Raw genomic sequence first — 13,204 nt, forward strand, 5'->3', positions numbered from 1 at the left:
CACCACTTTCGGTGCCACACGAGAAAGGTGGTGGGTTACGCTTCGCTAACCCACCCTACGATTTCAACCAACCGGACCGCCGATGGCCTTTTATGTCGTACAGTTTCTGACCGGTCTCGCCAGCGCAGCGTCGCTGTTTCTGGTGGCCTCGGGCCTGTCGATCATCTTCGGCGTGACGCGGATCGTGAACTTTGCGCACGGCGCCTTCTACATGATCGGCGCCTACATCGCCTTCACGCTGACGGAGCGGCTGTCGGGCGCATTCGGCTTCTGGGGCGCGATCGTGCTGGCGGCGCTGGCGGTGGCGCTGATCGGTGTCCTCGTCGAGATGGTGCTGCTCCGCCGCATCTATCATGCACCCGAACTGTTCCAGCTGCTCGCGACCTTCGGCCTGACCCTGATGGTCGAGGACCTCGTCGTGCTGATCTGGGGCCCCGACGATCTCGTCGGCCGCCGTGCGCCGGGCTTCAGGGGCGCGATCGATTTCTTCGGCCAGAACATCCCGAGCTACGATCTGTTCCTGATCGCGCTCGGCCCGGTCGTGCTCGGTATTCTCTGGTTGCTGTTCCAGCGCACGCGCTGGGGCGTGCTGGTACGCGCGGCAACGCAGGATCGCGACATGGTCGCGGCGCTCGGTGTCAATCAGAAATGGCTGTTCACATCGGTGTTCGCGGTCGGCGTTTTCCTCGCAGCCCTCGGCGGCGCGCTCCAGATCCCGCGCGACGCCGTGCATCACGCCATGGATCTGCGCATCATCGTCGAGGTCTTCGTCGTGGTCGTGATCGGCGGCCTCGGCAGCATCGTCGGCGCCTTCGTCGCGGCGGTGCTGGTCTCAGAGCTCAACGCCTTCGGCATCCTGATCTTCCCGAAGATTTCCATCATCCTCGTCTTCCTGGTGATGGCGGTGGTGCTGATCGTGCGTCCCTGGGGCCTGTTCGGCAAGCCGGAGGCAGCCGCGCGCAAGACGCCGGGTCTCACCGTCAATCCCTGGCGACCGCTGACGCCGAACGAGCGGCTCGCCTCGCTCGCAGCGTTGGTCGTTGCCGCGACGCTGCCGCTGTTCGCCGGCAACTACGCGCTGACGGTCGGCTCCGAGATCGCGATCTTCGTGATCTTCGCCGTCAGCCTGCATTTCCTGATGTCGGTCGGCGGCCTCGCGTCCTTCGGCCACGCCGCCTATTTCGGGCTCGGCGCCTATGGCGTCGCTTTCCTCGCCAAGATGGCGGGGCTGCCGATGATCGTGTGCCTCTTGCTCGGGCCGCTGCTCGGCTGCATGGGCGCCGCCGTGTTCGGCTTCTTCGCCGTGCAGCTCTCCGGCGTCTACTTTGCGATGCTGACGCTCGCCTTCGCGCAGATCGTCTGGTCGATCGCGTTCCAGTGGGTGAGCGTCACGGGCGGCGACAACGGCATTCTGGGCGTCTGGCCCGAGAAGTGGGCGGCGAGCCCGTCGCATTTCTACTGGCTCGCGCTCGGCGTCGCGGCGCTCGTCACGATCGCGCTGCGGGCCATGGTGTTCTCGCCGTTCGGCTATGCGCTCCGCGCCACGCGCGACTCGCTCCTGCGCAGCGAGGCGATCGGCATCAACGCCAAGCGCATCCAGTGGACGGCTTTCGTGATCGCGGGCACGACCGCCGGCATCGGCGGCGCGCTGTTCGCCTATCTCAAGGGCAGCGTCTTCCCTGACAATCTCGGCATCTCGCTGTCGGTCGATGCGCTGGTCATGGTGCTGCTCGGCGGCGTCGAGACGGTGTCGGGCGCGGTGATCGGCGCCATCGTCTACAAGGCGCTCAACATCTGGCTGGTCAGCCAGACCGACCTGTCGAAGCTCGTGCTCGGCGGCTTCATCGTGCTGATCGTCGTCGTCTTCCCCAAAGGCATCGTCGGCATGCTCGAGATGCTGGCGCAGCGTCGCAGGAAGGCATCGCCGCCGGGATCCCCCTTGCTTGCCAAGCCGATCGAGTCCGCCGAATGAGCGTCGCACCCCCACTTCTCGCGGTCGAAGGCCTGACCAAATCCTATGGCGGCATCCATGCCGTGCGCGGTGTCTCGTTCTCGCTCCGCGCCGGCGAGATCCTGGCGCTGATCGGCCCGAACGGTGCCGGCAAAAGCACCTGCTTCGACATGCTCAACGGCCAGAACAAACCTGACACCGGCCAGGTCCGCCTGCTTGGCGAAGAAACCACCGGCAAGAAGCCGCGCGAGATCTGGCGGCTCGGGGTCGGACGCACCTTCCAGATCACCGCGACGTTCGCGACCATGACGGTGCGCGAGAACGTGCAGGTCGCGTTGATCTCGCACGGCAGGCAGCTGTTCAATCTCTTCGGCTCGGCGCCGAAGTTCGATCGCGGCGAAGCCGGCCGCTTGCTCGAACTCGTCGGCATGGGCGGCTATGCGGATCGGCCCTGCGGCGAGCTCGCCTATGGCGACCTCAAGCGGCTCGAGCTTGCGGTCGCGCTCGCCAACCAGCCGAAACTCTTGCTGATGGACGAGCCGACCGCCGGCATGGCGCCGCGCGAGCGCGTCGATCTGATGCGCCTGACCGCGCAGATCGCGCGGGAGAAATCGATCGGCGTGCTCTTCACCGAGCACGACATGGACGTGGTGTTCGAGCATGCCGACCGCATCATCGTGCTCAACCGCGGCACGCTGATCGCCGAGGGCTCGCCGGCCGAGGTGCGCGGCAATCCGCAGGTGCAGGCGGTCTATCTCGGCGAGGGGCTCGTCTACGATGCCCGTCATCGCGAGGGAGCATCGGCATGAAGCTCACGGTCGAGGGTCTCAACAGTCATTATGGCCCGGCGCATATCCTGTTCGACATCGGCTTCGAAGTCGGTGAGGGCGAGGTCGTGGCGCTGCTGGGCCGCAACGGCGCCGGCAAGTCGACGACGTTCCGCTCGATCGTCGGCCTGGTGGCGCAGCGCACCGGCCGCATCATGTTCGAAGGCAAGGACGTGTCGGTGCGCCCGACGCACGAGATCGTGCGCGAGGGGCTCGGCTATGTGCCGGAGGAGCGGCGCATCTTCACCGATCTGACGGTGGAGGAGAATCTCGAAGTCGGCCGGCAGCCGAAGCGGCCGAACGCGCCCTATTGGACGCGCGACAAGCTGTTCACGCTGTTTCCGAACCTCGGCGAAATGAAGAACCGCCCGGGCGGCCGCATGAGCGGCGGCGAACAGCAGATGCTCACCATCGCGCGCACGTTGATGGGAAATCCGTCGCTGGTGCTGCTCGACGAGCCCTCCGAAGGCCTGTCGCCGAAGATCGTGGAGCAGATGGTCGATGCCATCCTGACCATGAAGAAGGAGGGCGTCAGCATCGTCGTCTCCGAGCAGAATCTGCATTTCGCGCGGTTGATCTCCGATCGCGCCTACATCATCGAGCGCGGCCGCGTCTGCTTCGGCGGCACGATGGCCGAGCTCGACGCACGTCCGGACATCCGCGACGCGCATCTGTCGTTGTGAGGGCAAAGGTAAGGGCGGCGAGCGGATGGCGAGAAGCGTTGCGGCAAAGAAGAGCGTCAAACCGGCAAAACCGCCTTACGTGCTCGACGAGCAGGTCGGCTTCATCCTGCGCCAGGTCTGGCAGCGCCACAGCTCGATCTTCTCCCGTGACATCGGCACCAATCTGACGCCGACCCAATGGGCGGCGCTGTCAAAGCTCGCCGAGACCGGGCCGTGCTCGCAGAACCAGCTGGGACGGCTGACCGCGATGGATGTCGCGACCATCAAGGGTGTGATCGACCGCCTGACGGCGCGCGGCCTGACCGAAACCAGCCAGGATCCCGAGGATGGACGACGCCTGCTGGTGAGCCTGACGCGCGCCGGCCAGCAGCTTGCCGAGAAGCTGGCGCCGAACGCGATCGCCATCACCCGCGAGACGCTCGCGCCGCTCGAGCCCAAGGAGCGCGAGACACTGATGGCGCTGTTGAACAAGCTGCGGTAACGACGGTGCCGTAGCGTGGGCAAAGCGGAGCGTGCCCACCATCTCTCTCAATCAGGAAAAGAGCGTGGGCACGGCGCTTCACGCCTTTGCCCACCTGTTGAACATGATGGAGGATCGGACGACTAACCTCGATGAAGGCTTGGTCGAGGTTTGGCAGCATGAGAGCGACGCGGTTTGCATTCGTCTTGGGTTTCGGCGTGGCGCTCGCCAGCCAATGCGCGCCGGCCTTTGCAGCCCAGCCTTACGAAGGCTTCTGGGCGTCGACCAGGAAGGACTGCCGCGACGATGACAGCCCCAACCGCATGAGCATCGAAGGCGGCAACCGGCTCTATTGGTACGAGACGCGGTGCCGCGCCAGCGAGATCACCGCGGATGGGAAGCTCGGTTGGAAGATGAAGCTCGCCTGCGAAGGCGAGGGCGAGAAGTTTCGCTCAAACCCCCGGGTGTCCATCGCCGCGGATGGCAGGCTGGTGATGGATAACGGCCCGGTGGGCCAGGCCAAGCGGCAAGTCTACGTGCGGTGTGAAATTCCGAGGCAGCGCTGAGGAAGGATGTCAGCCTTTTTCATGAATTCCGCTCTCTCACCGTCACCCTGAGGTGCTCGTCCTGCGGCTTGCCGCAGGGCGAGCCTCGAAGGGCGACGGCCCGGCTGCAGCTCGGCCGTTCGTCCTTCGAGGCTCCCCATGGGACGCGTTGCGTCCCATGCCTCGCACCTCAGGACGACGGGTCTGGCTTTCGTCCAATCCTACTTCGCCACCACCTCCGGCACCTTGCCGGCCGGCGGCGTATTCCGGCTGCGCTGGGTGCGCACGATGCCGTCGATGATGGTCATGCCGATGCCGGGGAGGTCGCCGAGTTGGACGCTCTCCAGGATGTTCTTGCCCGGTGAATGCTGCGCCTTGTCCATGATGACGAAATCGGCGGCGCGGCCGACCTCGATCAGGCCGCAATCGAGCTGCCGCATCCGTGCGGTGTTGCCGGTGGCAAGGCAGAACGCGATCTCGGCCGGCAGCTCGCCGAGCGAGGACAGCATCGAGACCATGCGCAGGATGCCGAGCGGCTGCACGCCGGAGCCGGCCGGCCCGTCGGTGCCGAGGATGACGCGGTGCAGGTCGCCCATTTCGCGCGCGATGCGCAGCGTGTAGAGCGCCGAGCGCTCGTTGCCGTTGTGAACGATCTCGAGCCCGCGCTTGCAGCCCTCGCAGATGCAGCGGATCTGGTCGTCGGGAAGCGCGGTGTGGCCGCCATTGATGTGGCCGACCACGTCGGTGTCGGCCTCCAGCACCACGTCCTTGTCGATCAGGCCGGAGCCGGGGATCGAAGGGCCGCCGGTGTGGATGGTGCTCTGGATGCCGTATTTGCGCGCCCAACCCACCATCTTGCGCGCAGTCGGTCCGTCTTTCACGCCGCCGAGGCCGACCTCGCCGAGCAGCTTGACGCCGGCGGCGGCCAATTCTTTGAAGTCCTCCTCGACCATTTCGCATTCGATCACGGGCGCGCCGGCATGCACCTTCACGCCGCCCGGACGCAAGGTCCAGAACGCGCGCTGCGCGAAGATCGCCATCGCCTTCAGTCCCACCACGTCGCGGGGACGGCCGGGCATGTGCACCTCGCCCGCCGAGATCATGGTGGTGATGCCGCCGTGGAGGGAGCTGTCGATCCAGTTGATCTGGTTCTGTCGCGGCGTCCAGTCGCCGGCGACGGGGTGGACGTGGCTGTCGATCAGGCCGGGGGTTACCGTGGTGCCGTTGGCGTCGACGATGGTGGTCGCGCCTTCCGTGTCGAGATCCCTAGAGCGGCCGATCGCGGTGATCTTGCCGTTCTCGGCGACGATGGTGTCGCCGTCCAGGATCGGCTTTTCCAGCGCGCCGGACAGGATCAGGCCGATATTGCGGATCACGAGCTTCGAGGGTCCGGTGGCCTGGGGTGCGTCATGCGCCATGGAAGGGGGTCCTTGTCCTTAACTGCAACGCTTCCGATCTTGGGCAGCCTTGACCGCGGGATCAAGCCGGATTATTCATTAGTATACGAATGATCGTGTACAAACGACGCATAGCTGACCGCCTCGAAAACCGCAAGCAAGCGACACGGAAGGGTGAGATGAGCAATTTCAACCAGGAAAGCGTTTTGAGCGTCCACCACTGGACCGACACGCTGTTCTCCTTCAAGACCACCCGCAGCCCGACCTTCCGCTTCCGCAACGGCGAATTCACCATGATCGGGCTCAAGGTCGGCGAGAAGCCGCTGCTGCGGGCCTACAGCGTCGCCAGCGCCAATTACGAGGACACGCTGGAGTTCTTCTCGATCAAGGTGCCGGACGGCCCGCTGACCTCGCGGCTCCAGCACCTGAAGGAAGGCGACGAGATCATCGTCAGCCGCAAGGCCACCGGCACGCTGGTGATCGACAATCTGGAGGACGGCCGCAACCTCTATTTGGTCGGCACCGGCACGGGCCTGGCGCCGTTCCTGAGCGTGATCAAGGACCCCGAGACCTACGAGCGGTTCGAGAAGGTGGTGCTGCTGCACGGTTGCCGCCACGTCAAGGAGCTCGCCTATGGCGAGATGATCACCGAGCATCTGCCGAAGGATGAGCTGCTCGGCGAGTACATCCGCAATCAGCTGATCTACTACCCGACCGTGACCCGCGATCCGTTCCGCAACCGCGGCCGCATCACCGACCTCATCACCTCGGGCAAGCTGTTCGCCGATATCGGCCTGCCGGCGCTGGAAGCGGCCCACGACCGCGTCATGATCTGCGGCAGCCCGGCGCTGGTCGCCGACACCCGCGTGCTCCTGGGCGAGCGCGGCCTCATTGAGGGCAATCATGGCGAGCCGGCCCAGTTCGTGGTCGAAAAGGCCTTCGCCGAGCGGTAAGTTCGGAATTCTTGCGCAAGAAGACCGCATTTTCGCCCTCGCATGGGCGTTGCGGCGCCGATTCGGCGCACGATACACTGTGGGTGCGAATCAGCGGAGTTCCCACATGGTTGCGGACAGCGACAGCAACATCGCCTGGCACCGGGTCCAGTTGAAGAAGAACCGTGCCGAGTTGAAGGCGCTCGAGACCGCACGCTTCACGATGGGCGAGATTGCCTCGTCGAAGCGGAACGGCCAGACCCAGAAGGCGATCGGGGAACTCAAGCGCAAGATCGCACAGTCGGAGCGTGCCATCGCCGACCACGACAAGCGCACGCGCCGTCCGCTCACGACGGACCTGCAGAGCCTCAGCAACGGCAGCTGGAGCCATTGGGACGCCTATACCAGTCAGCAGCAGCGCAAGACCGGCCAGCGCTCGCCAGGGGGATAGGCTCGCGTCTCCTCGCGCCGGTTCCAGCTCTTGCGCCTTGGCCCGCGCGTACCATCTGGTTGAGACGCCACCAACCAATCCGGTGATCCCATGGCACTGCGCCTGGATTTTACCAGCGAGGCCTTCTTCCGCGATCCGCCCAAGGCGATCGCGGCGCTACGCGCATCCGGCCCGGTGGTTGCGACGCGATTTCCCCTGGTCGGTGATGTCTGGGTCACCACCACGCATGACGCGACGGCAGAGGTGCTGAAGGACAGTACCACCTTCACGCTGCGCAAGGAGGACGGCGAGGTCGCCGGCCTGCGCTGGTGGATGCCGAAGCTCGTCACGACCATCGCCAACAACATGCTGACGATGGATGAGCCGGATCACACGAGGCTGCGCAGCATCGTGGACGAAGCCTTCCGACGCCGCGCGATCGTCGCGATGGAGCCGCGCATTCGCGCCATCGCCGACGGCTTGGCGGACGACCTGTTTGCCGATGGCAGCCCCGCCGACCTCGTCCAGCAATACGCCCGCATCCTGCCGGTGTCGGTGATCTGCGAATTGCTGGGCCTGCCTGCGGCCGATCGCCCGCGCTTCATCGCCTGGGCCAACAAGATGTCGTCGCTGACGAACGTCGTCAGCTTCTTCCGCCTGCTGTTTGCATTCCGCAAGATGCGCGCCTACCTCGGAGAGCAGTTGCAGGTCGCGCGCGAGCAGGGCGGCGAGGGCCTAATCGCCGAACTGGTCCAGGTCGAGCGCGAGGGCGGCCAGATCACGCCGGACGAAATGGTGTCGATGGTGTTCCTGCTGCTCGCGGCAGGCTCGGAGACCACGACGCATCTGATCAGCGGCTCGGTCTACGAGCTGCTCAGGAGACCGGGCCTGCGCGACTGGCTGGAGGAAGATTGGAGCCGCGTCTCGCTCGCCGTCGAGGAGTTTTTGCGCTTCGTCTCGCCGGTGCAGTTTTCCAAGCCGCGCTATCTGCGGCGGGACGTCGAGCTTGCGGGCGTACGGCTGAAGAAGGGCGACCGCGTCATGGTCATGCTTGCTGCGGCGAACATGGACCCGGCGGTGCACGATCAGCCCGAGCGGCTCGACCTCACGCGCAAGCCGAACCGCCACATGTCGTTCGGAACGGGAATTCATTTCTGTCTCGGCCACCAGCTCGCGCGGATCGAGGCGACTTGCGCATTGCAGGCGCTGTTTGCGCGATGGCCGAAGCTCGAGCTCGCCGTCGACCCCGCGCAAGTCCACTGGCGCAAGCGTCCGGGCATGCGTGCGATCGCGACATTGCCTGTGATCGCCGGCGGAAACCGCGAGCCGAACCCGGCTGCTGCCGCCGAACCGTTGCTGGCGGATTGACATCGCGCACGCCGTGCCGGGAACAATGGCCCGGATCATCTTGCGTGAGGTGCGAAACAATCTCCATCGCGCATGCGTTGCCCCGATGACGCAACAGCAAGGGAGCAGTCCATGCCCAACGGCGGCAAGACGCATATCGGATCGGGCGCGCACGGCAAGGGCGCGGGGACCGGCGCACTCACGGACATCCCAAAGGACAAGGTCGGCGACAACATGATCCTGTCGAACCGCGACAAGGCGCAACATTCCGACATTCGCGGCATGGACGGAAAGTTCATTCAGACCGAGCAGTATCAGGATCATGCGGCCAACCGGCTGCTCGACGACGAGGAGGCCGAAGACTAGGCGACAGCCTCAGGAGCCGGTCGACTTCTTCGAAGCGACGAGATCGCGCTCCCAGCCGAACACGGAGCGGCCGTCGAGATCGGGCGAGGCCGCACGCTCGCCGGCGATGTAAGCCTCGACCGACGGTCCATGCGCGGTCCGCTCCAGCCGCCGCGCCTGGTCGTCGAGGCGCCTGAGCGCCTGCATCTCTTCCTCGCGTCCGAGCTTTGCATTCTGGATCGCGCCCTTCAGCACGCGGATGGTCTCGTCGTAGACCTTGATCGGCACGGGGTAGGGGTGCCGGTCCTTGCCGCCATGAGCGAGCGAGAAGCGCGCGGGATCGTCGAAGCGATAGGGTGCGCCGTGCACGACCTCGGCCACCATCGCCAGCGAGCGCACCGTGCGCGCGCCGACGCCGGGCGTCAGCAACAGCTCCGGGAAGTCGACCGGGCCGCGCTCGGCTGCCGCAGCCAGCGTGCCGTGCAGGCGCCGCGCGAACACGTCCTTGGGACGGACATCGTGATGCGCGGGCATGATCAGGTGCGGCAGCATGCCCTGCGCCGGTTCGGGCGCCGTCCCGGTGAGCCGCTCGAATTCGGAGACGATGCGATCGGGGCCGAGATCGCCGAGGAGTTCGAGTTGCGCGCTGCGCGAGATGTCGGCGCGATGGTCGGTGAGATTGACGATCTCGCCCTGCTGTGGCCCGTCGATCGCGCTGTGCGGCGCGTCGACGAAACTCTTCAAGGCCTCGGAATGCCAGTGATAGCGGCGGGCCTGCCGTTTGTCGCCGTTCATGCCCTGCTGCACCACCGTCCACTTCCCGTCGGCGGTGACGAAGAAGCCGTGGAGATAGAGGTCGAATCCGTCCTGCACGGCCGCGCTGTCGACCTTGACCACCAGCCGGCTGGCGCGGGTGAGCTTCACGCCGTCGAAGCCGACGCGCTCGCCGAGCTGCAACAGCTCGTCCGGCGTCCTGCGCGAATGCTGGCCGCGGCCGCCGCAGACATAGATGCCGAGTTCGTCCTGGAGCGGTCCGAGCCCGCGCTTCAGCGCGCCGATCACGGAAGTGGTGATCCCGGAGGAGTGCCAGTCCATCCCCATCACGGCCCCGAACGACTGGAACCAGAACGGGTGCGACAGGCGCTGGAGGAAGGCATCGCGGCCGTAATGATGCACGATCGCCTGCGTGACGATCGCGCCCAGCGAGGCCATGCGGCTCGCGAGCCACGGCGGAACCCGTCCGGTGTGGAGAGGAAGATCGGCGCTGCCGGTACGTCGAGTCATGTGTGCCTCAAATTAGCGCAGTTTGGCAGCTGTTGCACCAGCGGAATGCTGCATTGCACTGGGCGGGCGGAGCCAAGCGCGCTGCAAGGCGTTGGCCAATAGCGAATGCAATTCCGGGGACGTGAATGGATCGGCAGGCCCTCATGGCCGACATCGACAGGATGTTCGGGTGGATACCGTCATGGTTCGTCGGGCTCAGCCTGGTCGCAGGTGCGATCCTGCTTGCGCTGGCGTTCTATCGGCTTGCGGTCTGGCTGCTCAACCGCGCCTTCGGGACCCGGGCTCCGCTCTTAAGTGTCTTCATCGAGCGCACCTCCGGCCCGGCCCAACTGGCGCTTTGTCTTGCCGCCGTGGCGCTGGTGCTGCCGCTTGCGCCGCTCGACAACGCGTTTCGCACGCCGCTGACGAGCCTGTTCGTCGTCGCCTTCATCTCGCTGATCGGATGGATCTCGATCCGGATCGTCGACATGAGCGCGGCGCGGTACTTGCAGAATTTTCGCGACGTCACCGAGAATTTCGTCGCGCGCAAGCACGTCACGCAAGTGCGCGTGTTCAAGCGCGTCGCCGACATCATCATCGTGATCATCACGGTCTCGACCGCGCTGATGACGTTCGACTCGGTCAGGCAATACGGCGTCAGCCTGTTCGCGTCCGCCGGCGCCGCCGGTATCATCGTCGGTCTCGCGGCGCGGCCGCTGCTCAGCAATCTGATCGCGGGCTTGCAGATCGCGATCACCCAGCCGATCCGGATCGAGGATGCGGTCATCATCGAGAACGAATGGGGCTGGGTCGAGGACATCGCGTCGACCTATGTCGTGATCCGGCTGTGGGACTGGCGCCGCATGGTGGTGCCGCTGTCCTACTTCATCGAAAAGCCGTTCCAGAACTGGACCCGCGACACCGCGTCCCTGATCGGCGTGATCGCGCTCCATGTCGATTATCGCGCCGACGTGCCGCGCATCCGGTGCTGGCTGGAGGGGGCGGTGAAGGAGTCCAAGCTCTGGGATGGGGCGGTGGTCAATCTCCAGGTGATCGATGCGGATTCGCGCACGATCGAGCTGCGTGCGCTGGTCAGCGCCAGGAACGCACCGCAATCCTGGGACCTGCGCTGCGAGATGAGGGAGAGGCTCATCGCCTTCATTCGCGACGAGATGCCCGAAGCGCTGCCACGCGAGCGCGCGATCCTGATCCCCTCAGCCGACGATGATGCCGATTTGCTCCGGCGTGTCACGCCGGAGCAGGTACGGGCGAGCGCACGCAATTGAATCTCGCCGCGACTAGCCGGCGCCGACCACGGCTGCGTCGGCCTGTCCGCCGACGCGCCGCCTTGGCTTGCGCAGCTTCCGCCGCGCCCAGATCAGGAGGCCCGTCGATAGCAGCGTCAGAAGGGCGATCGAGGTGATGATGTTGAGCGGCGAAGCGATCAGGGCCGACCAGTTTCCCTCATGGATCAGGCGCGGCCAGTTGCGCGGCAGCGCTGTGACGCCGGATGAATTGACGGCGTAGGCGCGCAGTTCACCGTCATCATAGATCCGCGCCATCACGCGACCGCCGCGCACGCCGATCGAGATCACATGCGACAGCTCGTGCGAATCCGCGACCATGCGAACCGCGTCGGGCAGGGCGACGGGGCGGCCGGCGCCGGCTGGAGCGGCTCCGCTCTGAAAGGTCAGGCCGAACGCCATGCACAGGCCGGTCAGCGGGCTCAGCAGGATCAGCGGCAACGCGAACCATGCGGTGCCCTTGTGCCATCCGGAGAGCGTGTTGCGCAGCCGCGGCAGTCCCATGAGGATGCCGAGCACCATCAGAGCCACCATGGCGACGGTCGAGCTCGTCACCAGCCAGGCCTGGCCGAGCAACCGTTCATGCGTGACACGGGCCCACCGGAAGAGATCGGGGAGGCCGGAGCCCGCAGCGGCGGGCGCGCCTGTTGCGAGGTCGATCGCGGGGGCGCCGGCGCCTTGCAGTGTCATGCGCTGACTGGCGGCATTGATCGAAAGCCCGCGCGCCTTGCCATCGGGATCATATCGCTTCACCAGCTCGACGATGCGCCCGGAGTCGACCGCCGGACCGTTGACGCCATTGACTTGCACCAGCGGCTCGAAGGACAGGATCAGTCCGGTGGCGATGATTGCGAGCAGGGGCAGGGCGAAGACCAGTGTGATCCAGCGATGCAGTGTCAACAGGACGGGCTTGCTCATTTTCGGTCTCCGGTGATGCGCCGCTTTGGTTGCCCAACACGGCGCCGAAGACAAATGACGCTTTCTCCATGTTGTTGCGTTGATGTGCAGCAAATGGAATCGACGCGCATCGCAACAATGGCAGCGAATGCTAATCGTTCGCAGGTTCGAGCGTCACCAGCAATTTGTGCAGCAGCCGCGTTGCACGCTCGACATCGGAGTCCGAGAGTCCGCCGAGGATCATCTTCTGGCCCGATTGCAGAACCTCCGCCATGACGCGTTCGGCAAGCGTTCGTCCCTTCGCCGTGAGCCGCACCGGCTTGCTGCGCTTGTCGGCCGCGCCTTCGGCCCGCGTGATGAGGCCGCGCTCCTGCAAGGAATTGAGCACCTTGGTCAGCCCGCCCGACGAGATCAGGATGGCGGGATAAAGCTCGGTCGGGATCATCTCGTAGGGCGGGGCGACGCCGCGCAGCGTGATCAGCACCTCGAACTCCATGAACGACAAACTATGCGTGGCGATCTGCTCGGCCACGTTGTCGCGCATCAGGCTGTTCAGGCGGTAGATGCGCACCATGAACTCGCCGACGGGGGTGACGGATTCGGGCCAATGCTTCTTCTTGATGGCGAGAAGCTTGTCCGCGGGATAGCGCGGTTCGGTCATGGACGGGCCTCCTTACGTAAAGTTCATCCCTGGATGTCTTGCCAGAAAGATAGTTGCGATATATCTTTCTAGGAAGATATCTGACCGGCAATCGCCGGCCGGCAAGTCTGTGAAACGGGCCCGACGCGCGCTGTGGACCAGCGCGCGAGCGGGAAGGCTTTT

Annotated in this window: 14 protein-coding genes; 10 read left to right on the plus strand and 4 right to left on the minus strand. The window is 65.4% G+C overall.

The features are described 5' to 3' along the window. The first annotated feature begins 82 nt into the window (after nt 1-82). From AC1RUR_RS09300 to AC1RUR_RS09320, 5 genes are all read left to right on the plus strand, one after another. Nucleotides 83-1,972 carry an ABC transporter permease gene (locus tag AC1RUR_RS09300; RefSeq protein ID WP_492843010.1) on the plus strand — a complete coding sequence of 630 codons (1,890 nt, stop codon included), beginning with the start codon at nt 83-85 and terminating at the stop codon, nt 1,970-1,972. Then, nucleotides 1,969-2,760: an ABC transporter ATP-binding protein gene (locus tag AC1RUR_RS09305; protein WP_492843012.1), complete on the plus strand. Its 792-nt coding sequence runs from the start codon at nt 1,969-1,971 to the stop codon at nt 2,758-2,760. The genes AC1RUR_RS09300 and AC1RUR_RS09305 overlap by 4 nt, the downstream gene beginning before the upstream one ends. Next, nucleotides 2,757-3,461: an ABC transporter ATP-binding protein gene (locus AC1RUR_RS09310; protein ID WP_492843014.1), complete on the plus strand. Its 705-nt coding sequence runs from the start codon at nt 2,757-2,759 to the stop codon at nt 3,459-3,461. Before AC1RUR_RS09305 ends, AC1RUR_RS09310 begins: the two co-directional genes overlap by 4 nt. Before the next feature lie 25 nt (nt 3,462-3,486). After that, nucleotides 3,487-3,942, plus strand: coding sequence for a MarR family winged helix-turn-helix transcriptional regulator (locus tag AC1RUR_RS09315; RefSeq protein ID WP_492843016.1), 456 nt, complete (start codon nt 3,487-3,489; stop codon nt 3,940-3,942). 158 nt (nt 3,943-4,100) lie between these two features. Then, on the plus strand, nt 4,101-4,487 hold the full coding sequence (locus AC1RUR_RS09320) for a hypothetical protein (RefSeq protein WP_492843018.1): 387 nt from the start codon (nt 4,101-4,103) through the stop codon (nt 4,485-4,487). Nucleotides 4,488-4,687: 200 nt separating this feature from the next. Here AC1RUR_RS09320 and AC1RUR_RS09325 read toward each other — a convergent pair whose 3' ends face one another. Next, nucleotides 4,688-5,884, minus strand: coding sequence for an amidohydrolase family protein (locus tag AC1RUR_RS09325; protein ID WP_492843020.1), 1,197 nt, complete (start codon nt 5,882-5,884; stop codon nt 4,688-4,690). A gap of 158 nt (nt 5,885-6,042) precedes the next feature. Between AC1RUR_RS09325 and AC1RUR_RS09330 the strand changes: the two genes are divergently transcribed. The 4 genes from AC1RUR_RS09330 (at nt 6,043) to AC1RUR_RS09345 (ending at nt 8,938) form a co-directional block, all read left to right on the plus strand. Then, the gene (locus AC1RUR_RS09330; protein ID WP_492843022.1) at nt 6,043-6,816 is read left to right on the plus strand and encodes a ferredoxin--NADP reductase; all 774 of its coding nucleotides are present in this window, start codon (nt 6,043-6,045) and stop codon (nt 6,814-6,816) included. Between the two features lie 106 nt (nt 6,817-6,922). After that, on the plus strand, nt 6,923-7,246 hold the full coding sequence (locus AC1RUR_RS09335) for a hypothetical protein (protein ID WP_492843024.1): 324 nt from the start codon (nt 6,923-6,925) through the stop codon (nt 7,244-7,246). Nucleotides 7,247-7,336: 90 nt separating this feature from the next. Continuing rightward, nucleotides 7,337-8,593, plus strand: a complete 1,257-nt coding sequence (locus tag AC1RUR_RS09340) for a cytochrome P450 family protein (protein ID WP_492843026.1) — start codon at nt 7,337-7,339, stop codon at nt 8,591-8,593. A gap of 111 nt (nt 8,594-8,704) precedes the next feature. Beyond that, nucleotides 8,705-8,938, plus strand: coding sequence for a hypothetical protein (locus tag AC1RUR_RS09345; RefSeq protein ID WP_492843028.1), 234 nt, complete (start codon nt 8,705-8,707; stop codon nt 8,936-8,938). A 9-nt stretch (nt 8,939-8,947) separates the two neighbouring features. Here the strand turns inward: AC1RUR_RS09345 and AC1RUR_RS09350 are convergent, their stop codons facing one another. Continuing rightward, nucleotides 8,948-10,201 carry a DUF763 domain-containing protein gene (locus AC1RUR_RS09350; protein WP_492843030.1) on the minus strand — a complete coding sequence of 418 codons (1,254 nt, stop codon included), beginning with the start codon at nt 10,199-10,201 and terminating at the stop codon, nt 8,948-8,950. A gap of 125 nt (nt 10,202-10,326) precedes the next feature. On the opposite strand from AC1RUR_RS09350, the gene AC1RUR_RS09355 reads away from it, so the two are divergent. After that, nucleotides 10,327-11,466, plus strand: coding sequence for a mechanosensitive ion channel family protein (locus tag AC1RUR_RS09355; protein WP_492843032.1), 1,140 nt, complete (start codon nt 10,327-10,329; stop codon nt 11,464-11,466). 12 nt (nt 11,467-11,478) lie between these two features. On the opposite strand, the gene AC1RUR_RS09360 is transcribed toward AC1RUR_RS09355, so the two are convergent. Further along, the gene (locus AC1RUR_RS09360) at nt 11,479-12,402 is read right to left on the minus strand and encodes a PepSY domain-containing protein (protein ID WP_492843034.1); all 924 of its coding nucleotides are present in this window, start codon (nt 12,400-12,402) and stop codon (nt 11,479-11,481) included. 130 nt (nt 12,403-12,532) lie between these two features. Beyond that, entirely contained in the window at nt 12,533-13,042 is a 510-nt protein-coding gene (locus AC1RUR_RS09365; RefSeq protein ID WP_492843036.1) for a MarR family winged helix-turn-helix transcriptional regulator, read from the minus strand. Nucleotides 13,043-13,204: the final 162 nt, after the last annotated feature.

The organism is Bradyrhizobium sp. GW821-FHT12B03 (genome assembly GCF_058807535.1).